The organism is Pontibacter flavimaris (assembly GCF_001907195.1).
Lineage (GTDB): Bacteria > Bacteroidota > Bacteroidia > Cytophagales > Hymenobacteraceae > Pontibacter > Pontibacter flavimaris.
This window is the reverse complement of the sequence record NZ_LVWA01000002.1, coordinates 403,012-426,334: the sequence shown is the minus strand read 5'-3', so window position 1 is coordinate 426,334 and position 23,323 is coordinate 403,012. Positions and strand designations below refer to the sequence as shown.

Sequence of the window (23,323 nt, the reverse complement as noted above, 5' to 3'; positions counted from 1 at the left end):
TTGATTACAAAATAAGACCAATAGCCTAAGCATAGAGTTATAAGTATCCAAACGTGAGTGTATAAACCTTTAATCTTTGATGGTATACCAATAAACTTCAGCAATATGGTTGCTACCATCATCACAAAAACTGATGCTAGGAAATAACCAATAAAGAAAGTTAATCCAGCGCCTAATTCATCTATACCATCTGATATGAAGTTACGCATTTCCTCATGCGTTTTCAAACCTGTCTTAATTAACGTGAATTTTATAAGGTATAGAACCACTGCTAATAGAGCAAAGATGCTAACAAGAATGATAGATAGTCCTAGACCATCGTCCGAATCATAAACAAATCTATACATAGTAACATAAATATATAATTAAGGATAATTAAAACATATTTTTTTACTTGCTAACACCTGCTAAGTTAGTAAGCTGTAAGATTTATATCTCTTTTCATGCCGCAAGTTTAGCGTCAGCGCAATTTGTGGCTTGCCATGAAGCCAGTTTGTAACTGGCGAAAGTAGATCAGATATATATGCCAGTTACAAACTGGCGCCATACCAACCACCAGTTACCGCTTCGCTCAAACTGGCGGTATAAGCTAAAGTATAGTTGTAACCTGAATTTATAGTTCGGGTATACTTTTTACCATGAGCCGAAGCTATAAGATCAGCGACCAGAGCCAGCTGCACTTTATCTCGTTTGCAATTATAAACTGGATAGATGTTTTTACCAGACCTGCCTATAAAGACATCGTAGTTGATAGTCTGAATTACTGCATCAGGAAGAAAGGTCTGGAAGTGTATGCTTGGTGCATCATGTCTAACCACGTTCATCTCATCATCGGCTCCCGATCGGCAAATCAATCCCATATTATCCGCGATCTGAAAAAACATACTTCCAAAACGATTGTAAAAGCCATAGTCGATAATCCGCAGGAGAGCCGGAAGGATTGGATGCTCTGGATGTTTGAACGTGCGGGCAAGCGAAATGCCAATAACCAGGATTTCCAGTTCTGGCAACAACACAACCAGCCTATCGAACTCAACTCAAACTTTCTAATAGAGCAGAAACTTAACTATATTCATAATAATCCTGTAGAAGCTGGTTTTGTGTGGGAGCCGCAGTATTACCCTTACAGCAGCGCCACAGACTATGCAGGAGGAAAAGGCATGGTAGAGATTATTCTTCTAAACTAGCCATACCGCCAGTTTGAGCGCAGCGGTAACTGGTGGTTGATATGGTGCCAGTTTGTAACTGGCATATATATCTGATCTACTTTCGCCAGTTACAAACTGGCTTCATGGCAAGCCACAAGTTGCGCTGCCGCTAAACTTGCGGCATGAACTGCCTCTAAATTCCACAAGATGTAACCTTTCCTACAAAAGCCTGCTACAACCAAAGGTAAACAAGCAGCTATGGACACGAACAATATTTCAGGCTCACTCCAACCAACGATAGTTCTGGCCGGCGCTACCGGAGATTTAGGTGGGCGAATTGCCCGATCACTTTTAGCAAAAGGGGCTATTGCTAGAGTACTGGTCCGACCGGATAGTGATGCAAGTAAAGTGGCTGCCTTGCGAAAAGCAGGAGCGACTATCTGTGAAGTGGATTTTCATAACGCTTCTGACCTGGCGAAGGCCTGCGAAGGTGCAAGTTGTGTGGTTTCGGCTTTGTCGGGGTTGCATTATGTTATGGTTGGTATTCAAACCCTATTATTAAATGCAGCTGTAGCAGCCGGAGTGCCTCGTTTTATACCATCCGACTTTGCCATCGATTTCACGAAGCTGCCTTGTGGTAACAACCGCAACCTGGACTTCCGGAAAGAATTTAAAGAACGATTAGACAAAGCTCCTATCCAAGCTACTTCAATTTTATGCGGCATGTTTGCTGATCTGCTTACCGGGCAGGCGCCTATCGTTCTTTTCCCATTAAAGCGGGTTATGTATTATGGCAATGCAAACCAGCTGATGGATTTTACCACCATTCAGAATACCGCTGAGTATACTGCGGCTGCCGCTCTTGACCATACCACACCACGCTACCTGCGCATTGCCGGCGATGTATTAAATGCTCATGGTTTGAAAGATGCTGCCAGCAAAGCTACCAACCAAGAGTTTAAGTTGTTCCGGGTTGGAGGACTGGGCTTACTCAACTCAATCATCAAGATCACAAAAGCAGTTACTCCTGATAGTAAAGAAGTCTTTCCAGCCTGGCAGGGCATGCAATACATGCGGGATATGTTCAGCGGACTGCCGAAGCTGGAACCCTTAGATAACAACCGTTATCCTGAGATTAAATGGACTACTGTAGCCGAAGTGCTGACAAAGCGGTAAAATTGTTATTACAATGCATTGCGCCTTCTCGATTTCTGATCTTTAAGGTAAGTATAAAGTATAGCCATTATTCCGCACGCGAAAGCTGTGTATCCATAACCTGTAAGGAAACCATACACTTGATTTTCTTCGCCCAACAAAAGCATCGCAACTAATGAAACTATACCTGATACCAATAATACTATTGCTTTTGTGTAGTTCATCCTGTTCTCCATATCCAAGATTATAAGTTTATACCCTGTCAAGCAAGCCTGCCTGAGCAGGTTTGTATACGAATATCGTAAATACAGCCACGCCAGTTTCTGGTATTAGACCAACCCTGATATTGACAAGACGAATCAGGTTTTCTTCTATAGATCTATGATTTATAGAACTATAGCCTGGATACAAAACGAAAGCGGCGGCCAATTATGGCTGCCGCTTTTTATAAATTCTGTAATCTGGCTGTTAATACCCAAACAGTTCTTTCAAAGTCAGCTGTTTCACTTTGCCATACTTCTCCAGTTCTTTAAAGTTCAGCTTATCTTTAGAACCGATCACAAGTATAGCCTGTGGCTGGGCTTTTACATACTTCTGCTGGAACTCCTTCAGCTGGTCAAAAGTCATGGAGTTGGCGTTTTGGTACACGTCCTGCCGGATGTCGTAGTTCAGGCCCAGCTTTTTGGCGCGCTCGTAGTCGAAAAGGATACCCGACTTGGTGATGCGCTCGGTAGAGATGCTGTTGCGAAGGGCAGCCTGCGCGTTCTGGAAGTTAGCATCGGCCAAAGGCATATCCGTTAGCAGGGCCTGCATGCCCGCCATCGCCTCCGACAGCTTATCGGCCTGCGCCCCGATGTAAGACACCAGGTAGTTGGCGCGCTCTTTCTTGGATGCCGTGCCATAGTAGGAGTAAGTGGAGTAGGCGAGGGCCTTCGACTCGCGCAGGTCCTGGAACACGATACCGCCCATGTACTCGTTGTACAAACGCACCACCGGAATAATGTCTTTCGTGTAAGGCACCGACTTGCTCACAAACATCATCTCGGCCTGTACCATGTTATAGTCTGCCCAGTACACGGTTGGCTCTTTGATATCCAGCTCAGGATATACTACTTCTGCGGGTACCGGCTTCAGCGTGGCTGGCACGTTGTGGCCGGCGTTCAGGGTGGCTACCAGGTTCTCTGTTTCACGTGGACCATAGTATAGCACACGGTGCTCGTAGGTCGGGATACTCTTGATGATATTCACCAGTTCCTGTGGCTTCAGGGCCCTTAGCTGTTTTTCGCTCAGCACGGTGTTGAACGGGTTCTTCGGGCCATACTTGGCGTAGTTCATCATGGCCTGCTGCAGAATGACGCCTTTGTTTTTCTTGGCATCGTCACGCGCTTTCAGCACTCCGGCCACCATGTCGTTCAGCGCCTTTTGGTCTGGCTTGGCGTTGGCCAGTACGCTCTCAAACAGGTTCAGGCCTTTCTCGAAGTTCTCATCCAGGCCTGTCAGGCTCACATATACCTGGTCGCCGCTGGAGAACACGTCAAACGAGGTGCCCAGCTGGTAAAACTCCTTCTGCAACTGCTCGGCCGTATACTTGTCCGTGCCCAGGTACTTGAGGTAGTTTACGGCCATGCCCAGTTTCGGGTCGTTGTTGGTGCCTATGTCCAGGATGTAATAGAGCTGGAACAGGCCGTTATCCTTGTTTTTGGTGTAAAGCAGCGGGATGTTCTGCTTCAGTTTGGACTCTGTGATATCTTTTGTATAGTCGATAAACACAGGTTGCAGCGGCTGCACCTCTTTGGCCATAAAGGCTTTGTAGTACTCAGACTGGACATCGCGGTTAACGGCTACCGGCGTGATGGCCGGCTTCTCTACTTTCTGCGCGTTCGGATCTTTGCCGGTTTTCTTGTACACCAGCACATAGTTGTTGCTGAAGTATTTGTTGGCGACATCCACTACATCCTGCTTGGTGATGTTGGCAAACACTGCAGGGCGGTTTACGAACTTCTCCCAAGGCATTTCATAGATAAAGGACGTCACGAACGCATCCGCGCGGTTGCCGTTGTCCTCGTAGGCCTTCATGGTATTGATCTTGTCGTTGTTCACCACCGCCTGTAGCAGCGACTCGTCGAAAGAACCTTTCTTAATCAGCTCCAGCTGCTGCAGCAACAGGTCGCGCACCTGGTCCAGCGTCTGGCCCTGGCGCGGCATGCCCGTCACCCGGAAGGTGCCATAGTCTTTCATTGGCGTGTCGTAGGCGTAAGCCTGGAGTACTTTCTGCTGCTGGTTCAGGTTCAGGTCTATCAGGCCCGCCTGGCCGTTGTAGAGCAAATTGCTGATCATCTGAATCACCAAGGCGTCTCTTTCGTTGATGCCCGGCGTACGGAAGGCGATCGACACGTTCTCCGCATCCGGTCCTAGTACCTCCTTCACGATCGGCTTTTGGATGGGCTGCTCCTGCGCTACAGTAAAGGCGGGCTCCGGCTGCTTCTCCATACTTCCCCAATACTTATCGATCAGGCGGATGGTCTGGTCAAAGTCCAGATCACCACTCATGGCAATGGCCATGTTGTTGGGGATGTAGTACTTGGTGTAGTACTTCTTGATCTCGGTGATAGAGGGGTTCTTCAGGTGCTCGATAGTACCAATAGTGGTTTGCGTGCCGTACTGGTGCGTCGGGAAAAGCTCGGTGTTGATCACCTCAGCCACTTTGCGGCCATCACTGTCCAGGGAGCGGTTTTTCTCTTCGTACACGGCCTCCAGTTCGGTGTGGAAGATACGCGGTACCATATCGGCAAAGCGATCAGCCTCCAGCTCGATCCAGCGCTCCAACTGATTGCTTGGGATGTCGTTGGTATACACCGTCTGATCTACCCAGGTATAGGCGTTGGTGCCTTTAGCCCCGATGGCGCCCAGGATCTTGTCATACTCGTTGGCAACGGCATAGGTGGCGGCCACGCCGGAGACAGAGTCGATCTGGTGGTAAATCTTTTTGCGGGCGGCTTCGTCTTTGGTGGCTCTATACTTTTCGTACAGCGCCTCGATTTTATCCAGCTCTACTTTCTCTTTTTCCCAGTACCGGGTGCCGAGTTCGGTAGTGCCCTTAAACACCATGTGCTCCAGGTAGTGGGCCAGGCCGGTGGCATCAGCAGGGTCGTTTTTAGAACCGGCACGCACGGCAATGAATGTCTGGATGCGCGGTGCCTCCTCGTAGTCCGACAAGTATACTTTCAGACCGTTGTCCAAGGTATAAATACGGGCATTGAGCGGGTCGTTGGGGACAGTCTCGTATGTATACTCCTTCTCGGCGGGAGTTGCAGCTGCTGTTACAGCCGTATTGGTCGTGGATTGGGTTTGGTATGCTTCGTTTTTGCATTGCGTGAACACAAGGCCCAGCGCAAGCAACAGCAAAGAGGTACCTCTTTTTATCGCCATAGTTTTGATGTTAATTTTTATAAATATAGTGGGAATTATTTAAAAATATAAGCCAAGATAAGAACAGTACCAAATTAAATAAACAGCCCCATCTTGTAGAGAAGGGGCTGAGGTAATTCATAAGACTTATCGTCTTAAAAGTCTGCATCCAGGCCGAAGCGCTGTTTCAGGTCGATGAGCACCGGGTACTTTTCTGCCAGGTAATTAAACTTGTCTGCCGAAGTATAGAGTTTGCGGCCTTCGTCCTGCACTTCCACTACCTCGGCCCGCAGTTTTATACTTTTGTTGCCCAGCTCGCGCTTGAGCTCACGCAAGATGTCCGGGCGAAGCGCCGTGAACTGGTCCATCATCACGTGGTTTTCCAGCTGAAGCACCACCTCGTTTTCCGGGCCAATGTGGTACTGGCGGTTGAGCAGGGTATACTCCATCATGTTCTCCGCCTTCTTCCGGCGAAGTATAGCATGCCACACCGTTTTCAGCCTGGCCTCATCCACCGGCACCACGGCACCATAATTGGTGTCCTCTTCCTCCTCGGCTAGGGCTACGTCCGCTACGGCAGCCTGTTGGTGCTGCAAATCCTTCAGGCTGGGCAGCTTACCTAGCTTTTTAGGCGGAGGCAGTTGCAGGCCGGCACGCGGCTTGTCCGAGGCAGTTGCTGGCGCAGGTGCCGCAGCCTGAGGAGGTGCGATGTGTGCGTCCGGTGTTACCTGCTGTGGCTTTGGTGACTGCTGCAGGCCCTCAGAGGGCACATGCTGCGGCGCGTGCTGCGGCTGCAGGCGCTCCGACGGAATACTATCGGCTTTGACTGGCTGCTGCATCTGTGCCGAAGGTATGGCTGCGGCAGGCGCAGAGGTGGCACCTGTTGTAGCGGTAGGGGCTGGTGCCGGAGCCGCTACCTTAGCTTTTTTTGATCCTTCTCCTTCACTGGCAAAACTCAACGCGGCGTTCAGGTGCGCCAGTTTCATGAGGCAAAGCTCTACGTGCAGGCGCTGGTTCTTGCTGCTCTTGTAGTTGGTGTCGCAGGTGCTCACCAGGTTCAATCCAGATAGCAGGAACGAAACGGAAGATTTTTGTGATTGCTCGGCATACTTCGCCTTGATGTTATCCGACACCTCCAGCAATTGAATCGTCTGCGGGTCTTTGCACACCAGCAGGCTGCGGAAGTGCTCTGCAATCCCGATCAGGAAGTTATGCGCATCAAAGCCGTTCTTCAGGATCTCATCGAACAGCAACAAAGAGCCTGGCAGGTTTTGCGCCAGCAAATGATCCGTCAAACGGAAATAGTAATCGTAATCCAGGATGTGCAGGTTCTCGACAGTGGCCTTGTAGGTGACGTTGTGGCCCGAGAAGGTTACCATCTGGTCGAAGATCGAGAGGGCGTCGCGCAGGGCGCCGTCGGCTTTCTGTGAGATCAGGTGCAGGGCGTCGGGCTCGGCCTGTACACTTTCCTTTTGGGCGATATTGCCCAGGTGGCGCACCATGTCCTCTATACGGATCCTATTAAAGTCGAAGATCTGGCAGCGCGAAAGGATGGTCGGGATGATCTTGTGGCGCTCGGTGGTGGCGAGTATGAAAATAGCATAAGATGGCGGCTCCTCCAGCGTCTTCAGGAAAGCGTTGAAGGCCTGGTTCGAGAGCATGTGCACCTCGTCAATAATATAGATTTTATACTTGCCCGTTTGCGGCGCGTAGCGCACCTGCTCCACCAGGTTGCGGATATCCTCTACGGAGTTGTTGGAGGCAGCATCTAGCTCGTGGATGTTGAACGAACTGTTGGAGTTAAAGCTGCGGCAGGAATCGCACTCGTTGCAGGCTTCGGTCTCCGGCGTGATATTCTCGCAGTTGATCGTTTTGGCCAGAATGCGGGCACAGGTCGTCTTGCCCACCCCGCGCGGACCGCAGAAAAGGAATGCCTGCGCCAGGTGCTTGCTGCTGATGGCGTTTTTAAGGGTGTTGGTGATATGGTGCTGCCCTACCACGCTATCGAACGTGCTTGGGCGGTACTTGCGCGCTGATACTACAAAGTTCTCCATTACTTACAAAGATAATCAATCTGACGCTTAGATGGGAGCAAGTTGGACGTTAGAAAGTTAGAAAGTTAGGGGGATTTTTAGTTAGAAAGTTAGAAGGTTAAAAATTTAGAAAGTGCAATAGCTTGATCTGGCGCGGCTGTCCTCGCTCGTGACGTACTATGTTCTGATCCACTTAAATTGTAAGCCCGGTTCTCCCGCTGTTTCAGGGCATTCCTATTCGGGACCTTTCTGCTGCGGATTTCCAGATCCGCATAAGCCATACTTTTATACTTGCCGGTTTATACTTTGGCTATACTTATACTTCGGTCATACTTGCCAGCTATACTCGGCGTAGGTCTCCGCTTGTGCCTTTTCCTGCCTCTGCTTGATCCATTAACGGGCGTCGGGTTCCCCTACAAGAGGAGCTCCTTGGTAGGGGTTGTTTATACTTCCACGGATCACCTCACCGCCTCATATCCGCCCACAATTCCTTTTTTCGAGAGCACCAGTTGCCAAAGCTGGTTGTTGCGCGCCCTGAACGAGCCGGCGCTGGAGAGCAAATAGTACTGCCACATGCGGTAAAAGCGTTCGCCGTACTCGCCTTGCAGTTGCTCCCAGTTGCTATCAAAGTTCCGGAACCAGGCCATCAAAGTATGATCGTAGTAGGGGCCGAAGTTGTGCCAGTCTTCCACCATAAAAACGTGCTCCATGGCAGCCCCGAGCTGTCGGATGGAGGGTATGAGGCAGTTGGGGAAAATGTAGGTGTCGGTAAAGGGGTCGGCAGACACTTTGGAGAAGTTTACGCCAATGGTGTGCAGCAGGAAAAGGCCGTCATCCTTCAGGCAGCGGGCGGCGGTTTGCATAAACGTGCGGTGGTTGCGGTAGCCCACATGCTCCACCATTCCCACCGATACCACATGGTCGAATTGCTCGTTCACGTCGCGGTAGTCCTGCAGGCGTATGTCTACGGGCAGCCCCCGGCACAGCTCCTGCGCCAGTGCCGCCTGCTCCCGCGACACGGTTACGCCCACCACCTCCACGCCATACTTCTCGGCGGCATACCTGGCAAAGCCTCCCCAGCCACAGCCGATGTCGAGCACGCGCTGGCCCGGCTGCAGGTATAGTTTCCGGCAGATCAGGTCGAGTTTGTTTTCCTGGGCCTGGTCCAGTGTTTGAGCATCCTTCCAGTACGCGCAACTGTACACCATGCGCTTGTCGAGCATGAGCTGGTAGAGTTTGTTGCCGATGTCGTAGTGGCGCTGGGCGTTACGGGCGGCCTTGCCTTTGCGCTGCATGTTCAGCAGTTTGGCGAGCAACACTTGCAGCACCGATCTCCATCCGAGCTTTGCCTGTTTATACAGATCAGCCCTGATTACCTTGAACACAAACTGATCTATACTTGCGCAGTCCCACCAGCCATCCATGTAAGACTCGCCCAGACCCAGGGTGCCCTCCGACAGCACGCGCTTGTAAAACCGCTCGTCGTGCACCTGCAAATCCCAGGGATCGGGACCGTTTACTTTTACATCCGCAGTGGCTAAGATACCGGTAACCTGCTGCTGCAATCCTGTTACACCCATCGCTCAATTATTTTTAAGTATAACCTGCTGTTAGATATTGATTTATAATTCTATAGCTATGAACGCAGGTAAAGCCTCAGGGTTGAAACCAGCTGCTGCCCCTTAGGGTAAAACCGGCCGGGGCGTGTGCTGCGGCTTCAGCAGGGCTTTCTTGGCGGAACATAAAACAAAGTATAAAACACCAAAGGCAGCCGCTTTTCGCAACTGCCTTTGGTGTTTCTCAGCAAGTATGAAGTTCATACTTTACAGCGGTGTGTTTAGTATGGCTTGCCCGGATGCGACCGGTCCTGCGCCTCTTCCACGCCTTCCTCGCCGGTTACGTTGCCCAGCGGGCCGTCCGTTCCGGCAATCTTGTCGTGCTTCATCATTTTCTTCTTCTCTTCTGTAGCACGCGCGATGCTCTCCTTCACCCGGCGGCCATACTCCTCGTCGGCCTGTGTAAAGTAGCTCAGCATCTTCTCCTGAATGCGTGGATCGCACTTGGCCAGGTCGTTGCCCAGGTTGTTGATCAGCTCGTCGCGCTCCCAGTCCTCAAAGTTGCGGAAAGTATCGCCCGCCTGCCCGAAATGGTTGGTGCGGTCGATGTGCTGGCGCACCAGGTTGGCCTCGTAGCGTGGCGTATACTCCTTCTCCGGCCTCGGCGCCTCCTCTAAACCGCCCAATATGGAGGGCTCATAGTTCACGTGGATGTTCTGGCCCTCCGCAAAGTCGGTGTCAAAAGCCATCTGGCCGCCGCGCTGGTTGGTGGCCACATGCGTTTTGGCGGCGTTTATCGGCAACTGTAAATAGTTGGCGCCCACGCGGTAGCGCTGGGTGTCGGAGTAGGAGAAGGTACGGCCCTGCAGCATTTTATCATCCGAGAAATCCAGGCCATCTACCAGCACGCCGGTTCCGAAAGCAGAAAGCTCAACCTCATTAAAGTAATCTACCGGGTTGCGGTTCAGCGTCATTTTGCCCACCGGGTACCAAGGGAACTGCTCCTTGGGCCATATTTTGGTGTCGTCCAGCGGGTCGAAGTCCAGTTCAGGGTGCTCATCATCGCTCATGATCTGCACGTTCAGCTCCCACTCCGGGAAATCGCCGCGGTCAATGGCCTCGTACAGGTCCTGCGTGCCGTGGTTGAAGTTCTTGCCTTGTATTTCTTGCGCCTCTTTCTGTGTCAGGTTGCGGATGCCCTGCAGCGGTTCCCAGTGGTATTTCACCAGCACGGCCTCGCCATCGGCGTTCACCCATTTATAGGTATTCACACCGGAGCCCTGCATCTGGCGGTAATTGGCCGGAATGCCCCAGGGCGAGTACAGGAATGTGACCATGTGCGTTGCCTCGGGAGAGCCCGAGAAAAAGTCGAAGATACGCTCAGCGCTCTGGATGTTGGTTACCGGGTCGGGCTTTTGGGAGTGGATCAGATCCGGGAACTTCATGGCGTCGCGGATGAAGAAGATCTTCAGGTTGTTGCCCACCAGATCCCAGTTGCCGTCTTCGGTATAGAATTTCACGGCAAAGCCCCGCGGGTCGCGCAGTGTCTCAGGAGAGTGCGTGCCATGCCCTACGGTAGAGAAACGTACGAAAACCGGGGTTTCCTTCCCTTTCCCGAATAATTTAGCGCGGGTCAACTTCTCCACCGGGTCGTTGCCCACCATGCCGTAAGCCTGGAATACCCCATGCGCGCCAGCGCCACGGGCATGCACCACGCGCTCGGGCACGCGCTCGCGGTCAAAATGCGAGATCTTCTCAATAAAGTGGTAGTTCTCCATCGTAGCCGGGCCACGGCTGCCGATGGTGCGGATATTCTGATTGTCGGTTACGGGGTGGCCCTGGCGGGTGGTCAGTGTGCGGGAATTCCCATTGCTCTTGCCCTTTTGGTTGTCGCCCAGGTTTGCGGTGCGGTATTTCTTGTTCTCTTTCATATTGGCTTGCCGGTAGGTGATAAAATAATTTTACTACAACAGTATACTCTATCTCAGATACTATTGTTTATAGATATTGTCTATGCCTACCTTTGAATAGTCTATAAACCGCTACTGTGAGAAATGTATTTTATACTTATACCAATATAAAGCCAGATGGAGGGGAAGTATACACTAACACAAAACAGTGTTCTGAGGCTCAGCAGCGCACAGATACGCATGCCTCCAGCAGAGAGGGTCATCTGCCGAAAGTATGACTTTAGATTGTGGCTGCTAGAAGTATAGCCTGAACACGGTCCCCACGCCCTCCTCGGAGCTTACCTGTATACTGCCTTTGTGCAGCAGCATGATGTGCTTGGCCAGGCTCAGGCCGATGCCGGAGCCGTCCTTGTGGGAGGTGAAAAATGGGATGAAGATGCTCTCCAGCAGCTCTTCCGGGATGCCGCTGCCGTTATCCTGCACTTCAATCACTATCCCGCCGTTTTCCTGGGCTGCAGTAAGTATAACCTGCGGCTCCGGCCTGCCCTGCACGGCGCGCTTGGCATTCAGGATGAGGTTGATGAGGACCTGCTCCAGCAGGTTCACGTCGCCCTGCAGGGTGAGGTTGGACGGCGTTACATGGCAGTCCAGCGTTACACCCTGCTCCTCCAGCTGCGGACGCATCAGGCCGTTTATACTTTTAAACAGCTCCTGCACATACACGGTGGTCAGCATCAGTTCCTGCTGCTTGTTCAGGTTGCGGTAGAAGTGGGCGAAGCGCAAAAGCCCTTCACTGCGCTTTTTGATGATGGAAATGCCCTCTTCGGTATCCTGCAGCAGTTCGGGGTCTATGTACTTCTCCGGCTCCTGCTCATACTTCTCGCGCTCCAGGTGCAGATGGTGGCCCAGGGTGTCGGCCAGCGAGGCGATGGGCGCCACCGAGTTCATGATCTCGTGCGTCATCACGCGCAGCAGCTTCTGCCAGGCCTCTGTTTCGGTGGCGTCCACGGTGGCGCTCACGTTCTTTAGCGCGATGAGCAGCAGGTGGCGGTGCTGCATGGTAAAAGCCGTGGCCGACAGCAGCAGCTGCGCCTGCACCTCCTGCAGCTTTAGTTTGAGCAGCCTGCTTTCGCCGGGTTTTATGCGTTGCAGGGCCTCGTGCAGCAGCGGGTAGCGCGGCTCCAGGCCGTTTATACTTTTGAGGTAGGGCAGGTGCAGTATACTTTTAAAGGCCTCGTTTACCCACTCCACCTCGCCGGTCTCCTCATCCACAGCCATAATGCCCGTGTCGATCATCTGCAGGATAGTCTGCATGTACCGGAACTGCGCCTCCTTCTCAATGTGCAGCTGCTTGTAGGTATCGTTGATGAGGTTGAAGGACGCGTGCAGCTGCCGCAGCGAGCTGTTGGTGGTGTGCTCGTTAAAGCGCTGCGAGAAATCACGCTGCTTCACGGCCTCCAGGAAACGGGCCAGCTCGTTATTGCTGCGCGTCACGTACCGGGCCAGTTCCCATACCTGCGCCAGCATCACCAGGATGCCCGAGCCGACCTGCAGCCAGGTAAAGTGCGTCAGGAAATGCACCGTGAGGAGCATCATGCCCAGCAAAAGTATAAGCCGGACCAGCAGCCCGAATTCGAGGCGTCTAAATATCATGCTTGTTGAGTCGGCGGTAAAGGGCGGTGCGGGTAAGGCCCAGTTCCTTGGCAGTGCGGGAGATGTTGCCTTTGTTCTTCTCCAGTACCCGGATAATCGTCTCGCGCTCTATCTCGCGCAGCGGCATGGGGGTGTCAGGCACAAAGGCAGCGGCAGGGGCAGGCGCCACCTCCATGGCCGAGAAACTGAAATCCTGCGGCTGCAGCACGTTGCCCTCGGCCAGTATAATGGCGCGCTCCACGGCATGCTGCAGCTCGCGCACGTTGCCCGGCCAGTTGTGCCTGTTTAGCTTCTGCAGTGTTTCCGGGGCGAAGGTAGGTACAGGCTTGTGGTTTTTCCGGGCGTAGATGGCGGCAAAATGGCGCGCCAGCAGCTCCACGTCGCCGTGGCGCTGGCGCAGCGGGGGCAGCGTGATCTCTACGGTGTTGATGCGGTAGATCAGGTCCTTTCGGAACTGGTTGCGGGCGGCCAGCTCATAGATCGGCTCGTTGGTGGCCGAGATCAGGCGGATATCCACCGGAATAGGTGTGTTGGAGCCCAGCGGCGTTACCTGCCGGTTCTGCAGCACCGTGAGTAGCTTTGCCTGCATGGCCGGCGAGATGTTGCCGATCTCATCCAGGAACAGGGTGCCGCCGCTGGCCGACTCAAAACGGCCGGGCCGGTCTTCGCGGGCATCGGTAAAGGCGCCTTTCTTGTAGCCGAACAGTTCGCTTTCAAACAAGCTATCCGTCAGGGCGCCCATATCCACGCTCACAAACGGCTTGCCCGCCCGAAACGATCTCTCGTGCAGCGCCTGCGCCACCAGCTCCTTGCCGGTGCCGTTCTCGCCAAGAATGAGCACGTTGGCCTCGGTAGGGGCGATCTTCTCTATCTTATACAATACCTCCTTTATCGCCTCGCTCTCGCCCAGTATGGTGGTGTGCGTGTTCTTTACGGATGCTGTTGTTGTGCCGCCTTTTGCCTTCTGCTGCCGTTTTTCCAGGGTCTGGTGCAGCGTCTCCAGCAGCTTCTCGTTGCGCCAGGGTTTCACGATGAAGTCTGCCGCGCCCTCTTTCAGGGATTTTACTGCCAGCTCCACATCGCCGTAGGCCGTGATCAATATAACCGAGGCTTCTTTGTCTTTCTCCAGTATCTGACGCAGCCAGAAAAGCCCCTCGTTGCCGGTGTTCAGAGCACTTTTAAAATTCATGTCCAGGAAGATGACATCGAATTTATGCCGCTCCAGCAGGCCCGGCAGCAGGTCGGGGTTTTTCTCGGTTACTACTTCTTTTACCTCGGTTTTGAGCAGCATCTTCAGGGCGAACAGCACGTCCGCCTCATCATCCACCACCAGCACGCGGGCGTTTTTTACAGAGGCCATAGGCAAGCAAAATTCAGGTTGAAGAATCGAATATACCAATTCCATCTAATAAAAATAAAAATGGAAACAGCGGCAGGTTTGAGCAGGATGGCGCCTGAGTTTATACTTGTAGCGGAAGCGCACAGGTGTAGCGCGTGCAGCTGTATCGGAAGCGTACACTTATGCTTTGTGGTTGTAGTATAAATAGCTGTAAATAAGATGTTTATACTTTTGGCATCTTAATTTCTTGCAGGCTTTGTGTCCACCGGGAAAACTTTTAAAAAAAATTTCCGGGCCATACTTTTACAGCGCAACACCTACAACTATGATTAAGAACTACCTCAAAATGGCCTACCGCAACCTGATGCGCCACAAGGTTTTTTCGCTCATTAACGTCTCCGGTCTGGCGCTGGGCATGACCTGCTCCATACTTATACTTCTGTGGGTGCGGGACGAGCTGAGTGTTGATCGTTTCCATGCGGATATAGACAACCTGTATCGCGTGATGGAGGTGCAAAGCTACCCCGGCGCCGACGACCTGACCGTGGATGCCACGCCGGGGCCGCTGGCTGAGGCGCTGGAGCGGGAGTTACCGGAGGTGATTCATGCGGTGCGCTCCACTACCTGGGACTGGGAACAACTCTTTGCCTACGGGGATAAGGTCCTGAAAGTGAACGGTCGCTACGCGGACCCGGAGTTCTTCGAGGTGTTTTCTTTCCCGCTGCTGCATGGTGATGCCAGAACGGTACTGTCGCAGCCAAACACGGTGGTGATTTCCGAAACGGTGGCCAGGCAGTTCTTCCCTTCCCCGGAGGAGGCGCTGGGCAAGCTCTTCAAGATAAACAACACCACCAGCTACAAAGTAACCGGGGTGATGCAGGACGTGCCGAAGAACTCCACCATGCAGTTTGATTACGTGATGCCGGTGAATGACTGGATCAACAGCCCCGGAAGCGAGTGGCTGCAGGAGTGGGGAAACAATGCCTTGCGTACTTTTCTGCAACTGCAGCCCGGCACCGACATTGTCGCTTTTAACGAGAAGATCAAGCCCCTGATAAGGAAGTACCATGAAGGCTCCAAAACAGACCTGTTTGTGCAGCCCGTGGCCGATATGTACTTGCATGGCGACTTTACCGGCAGCAAAGCCAGTGGCGGCAGAGTAGAGGTTGTGCGCCTCTTTACCGTGGTCGCTTTATTTATACTTGTTATTGCCTGCATCAACTTTATGAACCTGGCCACCGCCCGTTCCGCCAAGCGCGCCAAAGAGGTGGGTGTCCGCAAAGCTATCGGGGCCAATAAACTGGCTTTGTTGAGTCAGTTTATGGTGGAGTCGGTGCTGGTGGCTTTCCTGGCGCTGTTCATATCGGTCAACCTGATCGGCATCCTGCTACCGCACTTCAATGACCTAACCGGAAAGTTTATAAACCTCAACTTCTCTGATCCTTCGCTGCTTCTGATGCTGCTGGGGGTGGCTCTACTAACAGGGATCGTTTCCGGTAGTTACCCGGCCTTCTTCCTGTCCTCTTTCAATCCGGCGGTGGTACTGAAAGGCACGGCTAAGCTGAGCAAAAGCGTATCGGTGTTCCGCAAGGGCCTGGTTGTTTTTCAGTTTATACTTTCTGCCTTGCTGATCATAAGCACCCTGGTGGTATACCTGCAGCTGCACTTCATCCGAACCAAGAACATTGGCCTAAACAGAGAGAACGTGGTGCTGTTGCCGCTGGAGGGAGAGCTCCGCGACCGTTACGATGTGATGAAGGAAGAGCTGCTGAAAGTGCCAGGGGTAACCGGTGTTACGGCTGCTAACCAGAACCCATTGATGGTCGGCAACTCCACGGGAGATGTGCATTGGGAAGGGAAAGACCCTGATGCAGACATTCTGTTTAGCATGTTAAAAATCGACTACGATTTCCTGGAGACCATGGGAGTGCAGGTGAAGGAGGGCAGAAGCTTTTCGAAAGATTACGGCGCAGAGGAAAGCAAAGTGATCATAAACGAAGAGGCCGCCCGCCTCATGCAGATGCAGGAGCCTGTAGGGCAGTGGCTTGCACGCGGGGATCAGCGCGCGGTCATCATCGGAGTAGTGAAAGACTTTAAGACTACCTCTATGCACGATACGATGAAGCCCCTGGTGATGATGCTGGACATGAACGATGCCAACACCGTTTTTGTCCGCCTTACTTCAGGGCAAACAGCAGAGGTGTTGACCGCCATGGAGGGCATTGTGAGAAAGCAAAACCCAGCCTTCCCGTTCGAATATCACTTCCTGGACGAGGACTTTGAGCGGATGTATAAAACAGAGGCCATCATGGGCCAACTGACCAAGTACTTTGCGGGTATCGCTATTTTCATCTCCTGCCTAGGGTTGTTTGGGCTGGCCCTTTTCACGGCGGAGCAGCGCACCAAGGAGATTGGCGTGCGCAAGGTGCTGGGGGCCTCGGTAGCAAGCATCGTTTACCTGCTTTCCAAGGATTTCCTGAAGCTGGTGCTGATTGCCAACTTGATTGCCCTGCCGCTGGGCTGGTATTTCATGAGCAACTGGCTTAACGACTACGCCGACCGCACCGAGATGAGCTGGTGGATCTTCGCCATGGCCTTTGTCTCCACCATCATCATCGCCATGTTCACGCTCAGCTTCCATGCCTTTAAAACGGCGGTGGCCAACCCGGTAAACTCGCTCCGGGCCGAGTAAATGGTAAGCTTATACGACACAACCTATACAAAATAAAACCATGAAAAAGTCATTCTCATTTATGCTCTTTATGCTGGTGCTGCTCGCGCCAGCCTTTGCTCAGAAAGTTTACAAAGGACTTCCTGTCATCAAAGCAACTGCTACGGTGGCCGATTACAGAATAGGCAAAGAGTGGGTAAGGGGCAACTGGAACATCTCGCCGCAACTATCGCCGGATGTGCTGAAAGTGCCGGTGCACAACGGCAAGGAGATTTTTACCTTCCACACCAACACCGACTCCATCAGCTTTAAAGTGCAGGCAGGCAAGTCGTACCGCTTCTACGTGAACCTGAACGACACCGCCTATGCCCTGACCGAGCTGCAGGGGTATGGCTTCGAGGCGGTAGAGTTTAACAAGAAACAGGTGGTGCCGGCCTATACGTTGCTGTATGAGCAAGACCCAAACAACGCTTACCTGCAGCAACTGCGCACTACCTACAACCTGGATGCCCTAGTGGCAGGTGCCGCCAATGATACCGAAAAAGCACTGCGCATGGTAAACTGGGTGCACCAGCAGTGGCAGCACAACGGCATGAACGAGCCTAGCAACCCCGATGCGCTCACCATCCTGGCTGAGGTAAAGGATGGCAAGCAGTTCCGTTGCGTAGAGTATGGCATCGTCACCACCGCCTGCCTGAACGCCATCGGCCTGCCCGCCCGCACCATGGGCCTGAAGATGAAGGAGGTGGAAACGATAGAATCCGGTGCCGGACACGTGCTGCTGGAAGTATACCTGCCGGATCTGCGGAAGTGGGTGATGCTGGACGGACAGTTTGACGTGATGCCGGTGCTCAACAACGTGCCCCTGAATGCGGTGGAGTTTCAGCAGGCGATCGCCAATAACTACAATAAATTAGAGATCAGGAGTTTGTCTGGGGCCGGCAAGATGCAGTACGTGAACTGGGTGTACCCCTACCTGTACTACTTCGATGTGCGCTTCGACAACCGCGAGGGCGTGGCTTTTGAGCGGGAAACCATTGATGGCAAGAGCTCGCTGATGCTCGTGCCAGTGGGAGCCAAAGTGCCGGAGGTGTTCCAGCGCAAGTACAAGATGGGCCGCTACAAGTATACCAACTCCCTCTCAGACCTGTATCAGGCACCTGTGCTGCCTGCTGCCACTACTACGGCTGCCAGGTAAGTATAAAGTATACACCTGAAACTTTTTAGCTGTTGCCAGACGTTATTTATTCGCTGGCAACAGCTAAAATGCCACAGATAATCGTTATGTTTGTGGCATACTTCTTGAAGTATAAACAGCAAGAACAACGTTCTTTAACTTAATGGGGATGACCGGAATTGACAGCTTGTGCAGATTGCGTGTAAGCATGTCGGGTGATGAACGTACCACCTGTTAAAAATTCGTTCGAACAATAACTGGCGAATCTAATTACGCCATGGCTGCTTAGTCTAGGTATTAAGCAATTGCCATAGTCTCGTGCAGGTTTCGTAGATCTGCTTGCACACCAGAGGCTTCGATCCGATTTACTAGTTTGTGTAAGGGTGCGGTACACAGGCGAAATAAAGCATCTAAGGAGGGCGCATTAGTTTGGTTTATACTAGCAAACTCCCGACAACCCGAATAAACCTAAGCATGTAGAAAGCCCGTTGATTTCCTTGTCTGGACCAGGGTTCGAATCCCTGCATCTCCACTTAGTACCTTATCAATTAACATAAAAAGCTCTTAAATCAGCGATTTAAGGGCTTTTTTGTTTTTAGCCCCACCTGAATTTTACATTTTCTCTCCTTCCTGAGGCAGCAAATTCGGGTACCCGAAGCCATTGTGATTTTGGGTATCCGAATTTAAGTGCAACAACTTGGCTTACAGTGAGATGTACAGTTGTTTTACATCTTGTGGAGCCTTGGTTTGATTGTTAGTTTTAAGCATAAAAGGAGTAACGAAATGAACACCAAAATCAGCATCCTGTTCTACGGCAGAAAAGCCAAGACCACCAAAGACAATCTCGTGCCGATTTACCTGCGCGTCACGCTGCAGGGCCAGCGGTTAGAGTTGAGCACTCACCGCTACGTCTCACCCGCCCGATGGTCAGCCGAGGCAGGCAAGGTGAAGGGTAGCTCAGCGGAAGCTAGAAGCGTGAACGCCTATCTGGACACCCTGCGGGCAAAGGCATACGGACACCATCGGGAGCTGATCGAGGAAGGCATGCCCGTCAACGTGGAAACGTTCAAGGAGAAGTGGATAGGAGTGGAGGAGAAGCCGGTGCTGCTTCTAGAGGTGTTCCAGATGCACAATGATCAGGTGGGCGAGCTGGTGGGCAAGGACTACGCCCCGCTAACGCTGACCCGTTACAAGACATCCTTGCAGCACACCCGGGATTTTATCCAGTGGAAGTACAGCGCCGAGGACATTGACGTGAAGAAGCTGTCCTACCGGTTTATCACCGATTATGAGTTCTGGTTCAAGAGCGTCCGGAACTGCAATCATAATACCGCGATGAAGTACCTGGCCAACTTCAAGAAGGTCATTCACCTCTGCCTGAAGAACGGCTGGCTGGAGCGCGACCCATTCCTGGGCTTCAAGATGAATAAGAAGGAAGTGGTGCGGGAGTACCTCACCGAGGCCGAGCTGCAGCGGATGGCAGCCAAGGAGTTCGCCACCGACAGGCTGGACCAGGTGCGCGACGTCTTCCTGTTCAGCTGCTATACCGGCCTTGCTTACGTGGACGTGCAGAAGCTCAGGCGCTCTGAAATCCGCGAGGGCATGGACGGGGAAAGATGGATCTTCACCAGGAGGCAGAAGACAGAGACCCCTTCCCGGATCCCGCTCCTGCCAGTGGCCCTGGACATCCTGGACCGCTACCAGGACCACCCGCAGTGCCTCTACCAGGACAGGGTGCTGCCGGTGCTGAGCAACCAGAAGATGAACGCTTACCTGAAGGAGATCGCCGATCTGTGCGAAATCCACAAGACGCTCACCTTCCATATCGCCCGCCACACCTTTGCCACCACCGTCACCCTGAGCAACGGAGTGCCGATTGAGACGGTGAGCCGGATGCTAGGGCATCGCAACCTGAGAACCACCCAGCACTACGCCAAGATCCTGGACCAGAAGGTGAGCGATGACATGCAGCAGCTCCGGGAAAGACTTACCATAAAGAAGGAAAAGTAGCAACAGGGCGTTGCTTCATTACAGGTTAGATACAGTCAGTACTACATACATATCATTCATGATGCTGTTAAAAGGTAGAACTTTTACTACCTTTGCATCGTTATTCTTCAGAAGCTCTATGAAATCATCGGAGTTGCACCGCCTTATCCGTAAGCACGGGTGGGAGCTGATCCGGGCTGAGGGCAGCCACTACATCTACAGTAAGGGCGGCAAGACCTACCCGGTTCCTTTCCATGGGGCAAAGGAGGTAGGCAAGGGAATTGAAAAGAAGATCAAGAAGGAGATGGGGCTTCAATAGCCTGCATACTTACGTCAACAAGGGCAAAGTTCTAAACAAGATGAAGCAGGTACGCATCATTATCGAAAAGACAGATGACCTCTACAGCGCCTACGCCGAGAACGTTGAGGGTGTCTATGGCGGAGGGGAAACGGTGGCGGAGGCCAAGCAGTCCGTGGTGGACGCTATCCGGCTCCTGAAACAGTATAACGCGGAGGAGGGTGTTCCAGCTGTGCTGAAGGGGGAGTATGAGCTGGTTTACAGGTTTGACACCGTGAGTCTGCTCAACTACTATAAGGGTATAATCACCAATGCGGCGCTTGAGCGGATGACGGGAATCAACCAAAAGCAGCTGCAGCACTATGCCACCGGGCTTAAAAAACCGCGGAGGCCACAGGCCAAGAAGATAGAGCATGCGCTGCACGAGTTGGGAAAGGAGTTGTTGGCTGTAGAGCTTTAGTTAAGTGTGTTGGTTCTATAGATCCGCTCCACTAACAGGTCTGCCAAAGTATGGATATTTCTAATTTCGGCAGGTTTTATCCTGACCAGTATTTGCTGGGCTTTCTTTCTCGTCTTCTCTCTTCTACCTGGCCAGCCGGTGAGGCCTTCTGGAGCGGGCAATGCCGCAGTGGCGGACAGCCTTGCTGATGGCCCTAGCTGTTGGTAAATCTTGATCCTGCCTGCTCTGACTTTTTTCTCTGTTCCTGCTTATTTATAGCGATACAGGAAAAAAACAGCGGAAGATTTATCGATAACGCTCCCGGGTTACCCATAAATCCTCCGCTTCAACAGTAGTCATGTTACAAGATCAAGCCAGTACCGTAGCTGCAGCGAACCTTTTGAACCTTCACACTTAGGTTCTAACACATTGTCTCTTTCTTTGAGGTATTTCAACAAAGCACAAATTCAGGCCTTAGCTACTGTCAAAACCCCGCTAAATCTAGCTTCCCCTTATCTCATTAATCTGCTTCACCAAATCTTGAATGGCTTGATTAGCATTGGTCAATATCTCCACTTTCTCCTTCTCACTTCGAAGTAGCTTTTCAAAAAGCTCAGCGACCTGCTCAATTGGGTTATGGATAGTATTTTGATTTAGCTGATAGTTCACGTTACCGGCTTGGTCATTAAAAGTCATGTTCGTCTGAATGTTATACACCGCCTTCTCCTCATCAAAGCTTTTGATAAAGTCGGCCGTCACGCCTAACCCCTTCGCCAGTTTCTCCAGTGTTTCTTCCGGCATGCTTTCGCTCTGCTCCAGCTTGGAGATATTCTGCTGGCTCATGCCCGTAACATCGGCTAAAGCCATTTGCTTCATGCCTATGATCTCGCGCACACGCTGTACCTTCCTGCCCAGGTGCGGCGTACGCTTTGGTTTTTCATCCACGTCGGTAAACATAGCTATTAAGTTTAAAAGTGAGAAAGTCGTGTAGTATAATACCACTCCTAAGTGGTTCTATACCAATGCTTTTATTATTAGCTCCAAACTGATCTTCTTATCTTCGTGAAGATACAAAAAATATCTAAAATTTTCCATGTTGAACAGCCCCGCCCGGGTGTTTTTTACCACATCCTGCCATGTTAAATACTCTGTCCTGGCAAGGGTAAAACAACCCGGCGGATACGCATTTATACCTTACCTCACGATGAGAAAAGCAACCTGCACGACCCACCTGCTCTCAAGGAACCCACAAGCTCAGAAAAAGGGTGCGGTGCTGCTTTTGCGCGTGGAAATACTCTTCATAACATCTACTAGTAAGCAGCTATATAATTCAAGCGTGATAGTGCCCGCAACTTGAATTAAGTTAACACAAGGGTCTTATGAAAGCCTCCTGCTAGACACAAACCGTTTCGTGACGGTGCATCATTCGATTTTGGACCGGTCCTGTCAGCCCTTTAAGGTGCCTCCTCCTGGTTACACTGTAGAGGGTACAAGATCTCCACGCACTAGCCGTATCCAGGCGCACGAATGGCCTCCATACAGCGTTCTTGAGCGGCCAGCCAATCCCTCCCAGGGCAGGTGCCTGGGCCATCGCTGCAGTGTGGAGCGGGCGATGCCGCAGCGGCGGACGGCCTTGCCGATAGCCCCAACTGCTGGGAAACCCTGATCCAGTCTGCTCTGGCTTTCTTCTTCTGTTCCTGCTTTTTCATGGCGGCACAGGCAAAAAAATAGCTGTGGATTTATGGATAACCCTCCCGGGCTACCCCTAAGTCCACAGCTTCAATAGTCGTAACACAATAAGGATCAGCCAATGCCCGCAACTGTAGCGCATCCTATGAACCTTTACATATTACTCTGGCAGGTTGGCCTACGCATATAGATGTGCAAGAAAAGGAGAGGGGCTATAAAAGCCCCTCGTCTGCCAGGGAGTAGTAGCCCTCGCTGGTGAGGATGATATGGTCCAGCACGGCGATGTCCAGGAGCTCGCCGCCCTTCCTGAGCTTCCTGGTGAGCTGCAGGTCGGCTGCGCTGGGCTTGAGGTTGCCTGAGGGGTGGTTGTGCGAGAGGATGACGCCGGAGGCGCAGGCCTTGAGCGCTGCCACGAAGACGAGCTTGGGGTCTGCCACGGTGCCCGCTACGCCGCCGGTGGAGAGCTCGTAGACGCCCAGCACCCGGTTGGCGCGGTTTAAGAGCAGCACCTTGAACTGCTCGACGAACTCCAGCTTGCCCGTGTCCCAGCTCTCTTTGAGTACCTTGTAGGAGTCAGCAGAGCAGGTGACCTGCGGGCGCTCTGAGGGCTTCACTTTGTTCCGGTAGGAGAGCTTGACTTCGGCTACTCTGGTGGTGGCGGATGTTTTAATGGTCTTTTCCATAATCATCTGGTTTTATGAGTGAGGGAATTGATTATGGTGCCCCTCCAGGCCCCGGGCAACCAAGCCCAGAAGGAAACGGAATAAATGGGCCGCGGGCGGGCCTAGCGGGTTTATGCCGTAGTCTTTTGGGCGCCCCGGCAGCCCGGGGCCTACCTTTGCGCCAACTCCAATGACC

16 protein-coding genes and 1 other RNA gene are annotated in these 23,323 nt (G+C 52.3%); 8 read left to right on the top strand and 9 right to left on the bottom strand.

What is annotated here, in order from left to right:
• The first annotated feature begins 638 nt into the window (after nt 1–638).
• Together A3841_RS01720 and A3841_RS01715 are read left to right on the top strand one after the other, a co-directional pair.
• Complete coding sequence (locus tag A3841_RS01720) at nt 639–1,187, top strand: REP-associated tyrosine transposase (protein WP_073850548.1); 549 nt, start codon at nt 639–641, stop codon at nt 1,185–1,187.
• A 219-nt stretch (nt 1,188–1,406) separates the two neighbouring features.
• Nucleotides 1,407–2,324 (top strand): NmrA family NAD(P)-binding protein, encoded by a 918-nt coding sequence (locus A3841_RS01715; RefSeq protein WP_073850547.1) that lies wholly within the window; start codon nt 1,407–1,409, stop codon nt 2,322–2,324.
• Nucleotides 2,325–2,771: 447 nt separating this feature from the next.
• Here the strand turns inward: A3841_RS01715 and A3841_RS01705 are convergent, their stop codons facing one another.
• The 7 genes from A3841_RS01705 to A3841_RS01680 form a co-directional block, all read right to left on the bottom strand.
• Nucleotides 2,772–5,732: a M16 family metallopeptidase gene (locus A3841_RS01705; protein WP_235861248.1), complete on the bottom strand. Its 2,961-nt coding sequence runs from the start codon at nt 5,730–5,732 to the stop codon at nt 2,772–2,774.
• Between the two features lie 134 nt (nt 5,733–5,866).
• Nucleotides 5,867–7,765 (bottom strand): DNA polymerase III subunit gamma/tau, encoded by a 1,899-nt coding sequence (locus tag A3841_RS01700; RefSeq protein WP_073850545.1) that lies wholly within the window; start codon nt 7,763–7,765, stop codon nt 5,867–5,869.
• 437 nt (nt 7,766–8,202) lie between these two features.
• Nucleotides 8,203–9,324, bottom strand: coding sequence for a cyclopropane fatty acyl phospholipid synthase (gene cfa / locus A3841_RS01695; RefSeq protein WP_073850544.1), 1,122 nt, complete (start codon nt 9,322–9,324; stop codon nt 8,203–8,205).
• Between the two features lie 102 nt (nt 9,325–9,426).
• On the bottom strand, nt 9,427–9,564 hold the full coding sequence (locus A3841_RS20175; protein WP_170866128.1) for a hypothetical protein: 138 nt from the start codon (nt 9,562–9,564) through the stop codon (nt 9,427–9,429).
• A 17-nt stretch (nt 9,565–9,581) separates the two neighbouring features.
• Entirely contained in the window at nt 9,582–11,231 is a 1,650-nt protein-coding gene (locus A3841_RS01690; RefSeq protein ID WP_170866127.1) for a catalase, read from the bottom strand.
• Between the two features lie 273 nt (nt 11,232–11,504).
• On the bottom strand, nt 11,505–12,863 hold the full coding sequence (locus A3841_RS01685) for a sensor histidine kinase (RefSeq protein ID WP_073850543.1): 1,359 nt from the start codon (nt 12,861–12,863) through the stop codon (nt 11,505–11,507).
• Entirely contained in the window at nt 12,853–14,223 is a 1,371-nt protein-coding gene (locus tag A3841_RS01680) for a sigma-54-dependent transcriptional regulator (RefSeq protein ID WP_073850542.1), read from the bottom strand. The genes A3841_RS01685 and A3841_RS01680 overlap by 11 nt, the downstream gene beginning before the upstream one ends.
• A gap of 304 nt (nt 14,224–14,527) precedes the next feature.
• Here A3841_RS01680 and A3841_RS01675 point away from each other — a divergent pair, with 304 nt between their 5' ends.
• The 6 genes from A3841_RS01675 (at nt 14,528) to A3841_RS01650 (ending at nt 20,797) form a co-directional block, all read left to right on the top strand.
• Nucleotides 14,528–16,894, top strand: a complete 2,367-nt coding sequence (locus tag A3841_RS01675; RefSeq protein WP_073850541.1) for an ABC transporter permease — start codon at nt 14,528–14,530, stop codon at nt 16,892–16,894.
• A gap of 40 nt (nt 16,895–16,934) precedes the next feature.
• Nucleotides 16,935–18,071 carry a transglutaminase-like domain-containing protein gene (locus A3841_RS01670; RefSeq protein ID WP_073850540.1) on the top strand — a complete coding sequence of 379 codons (1,137 nt, stop codon included), beginning with the start codon at nt 16,935–16,937 and terminating at the stop codon, nt 18,069–18,071.
• A gap of 144 nt (nt 18,072–18,215) precedes the next feature.
• Nucleotides 18,216–18,585: a transfer-messenger RNA gene (gene ssrA, locus A3841_RS01665) on the top strand.
• Between the two features lie 248 nt (nt 18,586–18,833).
• Nucleotides 18,834–20,060, top strand: coding sequence for a site-specific integrase (locus A3841_RS01660; RefSeq protein ID WP_073850539.1), 1,227 nt, complete (start codon nt 18,834–18,836; stop codon nt 20,058–20,060).
• Nucleotides 20,061–20,178: 118 nt separating this feature from the next.
• Complete coding sequence (locus tag A3841_RS01655) at nt 20,179–20,358, top strand: type II toxin-antitoxin system HicA family toxin (RefSeq protein WP_073850538.1); 180 nt, start codon at nt 20,179–20,181, stop codon at nt 20,356–20,358.
• A gap of 40 nt (nt 20,359–20,398) precedes the next feature.
• A complete protein-coding gene (locus tag A3841_RS01650) occupies nt 20,399–20,797 on the top strand; it encodes a type II toxin-antitoxin system HicB family antitoxin (RefSeq protein WP_073850537.1) in 399 nt (132 codons plus the stop codon).
• 480 nt (nt 20,798–21,277) lie between these two features.
• Here A3841_RS01650 and A3841_RS01645 read toward each other — a convergent pair whose 3' ends face one another.
• On the bottom strand, nt 21,278–21,733 hold the full coding sequence (locus tag A3841_RS01645; RefSeq protein WP_073850536.1) for a helix-turn-helix domain-containing protein: 456 nt from the start codon (nt 21,731–21,733) through the stop codon (nt 21,278–21,280).
• 944 nt (nt 21,734–22,677) lie between these two features.
• Nucleotides 22,678–23,148 (bottom strand): JAB domain-containing protein, encoded by a 471-nt coding sequence (locus A3841_RS01635; RefSeq protein ID WP_073850671.1) that lies wholly within the window; start codon nt 23,146–23,148, stop codon nt 22,678–22,680.
• Nucleotides 23,149–23,323 lie beyond the last annotated feature (175 nt).

What these genes read in the sequence shown, in the direction of transcription:
- A3841_RS01650 (WP_073850537.1), top strand. Translation starts at nt 20,399, where the DNA reads ATGAAGCAGGTACGCATCATTATCGAAAAGACAGATGACCTCTACAGC.
- A3841_RS01660 (WP_073850539.1), top strand. Translation starts at nt 18,834, where the DNA reads ATGAACACCAAAATCAGCATCCTGTTCTACGGCAGAAAAGCCAAGACC.
- A3841_RS01635 (WP_073850671.1), bottom strand. Translation starts at nt 23,148, where the DNA reads ATGGAAAAGACCATTAAAACATCCGCCACCACCAGAGTAGCCGAAGTC.
- A3841_RS01720 (WP_073850548.1), top strand. Translation starts at nt 639, where the DNA reads ATGAGCCGAAGCTATAAGATCAGCGACCAGAGCCAGCTGCACTTTATC.
- A3841_RS01670 (WP_073850540.1), top strand. Translation starts at nt 16,935, where the DNA reads ATGAAAAAGTCATTCTCATTTATGCTCTTTATGCTGGTGCTGCTCGCG.
- A3841_RS01655 (WP_073850538.1), top strand. Translation starts at nt 20,179, where the DNA reads ATGAAATCATCGGAGTTGCACCGCCTTATCCGTAAGCACGGGTGGGAG.
- A3841_RS01680 (WP_073850542.1), bottom strand. Translation starts at nt 14,223, where the DNA reads ATGGCCTCTGTAAAAAACGCCCGCGTGCTGGTGGTGGATGATGAGGCG.
- A3841_RS01715 (WP_073850547.1), top strand. Translation starts at nt 1,407, where the DNA reads ATGGACACGAACAATATTTCAGGCTCACTCCAACCAACGATAGTTCTG.
- A3841_RS01700 (WP_073850545.1), bottom strand. Translation starts at nt 7,765, where the DNA reads ATGGAGAACTTTGTAGTATCAGCGCGCAAGTACCGCCCAAGCACGTTC.
- A3841_RS20175 (WP_170866128.1), bottom strand. Translation starts at nt 9,564, where the DNA reads ATGAACTTCATACTTGCTGAGAAACACCAAAGGCAGTTGCGAAAAGCG.
- A3841_RS01690 (WP_170866127.1), bottom strand. Translation starts at nt 11,231, where the DNA reads ATGAAAGAGAACAAGAAATACCGCACCGCAAACCTGGGCGACAACCAA.
- A3841_RS01685 (WP_073850543.1), bottom strand. Translation starts at nt 12,863, where the DNA reads ATGATATTTAGACGCCTCGAATTCGGGCTGCTGGTCCGGCTTATACTT.
- cfa (WP_073850544.1), bottom strand. Translation starts at nt 9,324, where the DNA reads ATGGGTGTAACAGGATTGCAGCAGCAGGTTACCGGTATCTTAGCCACT.
- A3841_RS01645 (WP_073850536.1), bottom strand. Translation starts at nt 21,733, where the DNA reads ATGTTTACCGACGTGGATGAAAAACCAAAGCGTACGCCGCACCTGGGC.
- A3841_RS01675 (WP_073850541.1), top strand. Translation starts at nt 14,528, where the DNA reads ATGATTAAGAACTACCTCAAAATGGCCTACCGCAACCTGATGCGCCAC.
- A3841_RS01705 (WP_235861248.1), bottom strand. Translation starts at nt 5,732, where the DNA reads ATGGCGATAAAAAGAGGTACCTCTTTGCTGTTGCTTGCGCTGGGCCTT.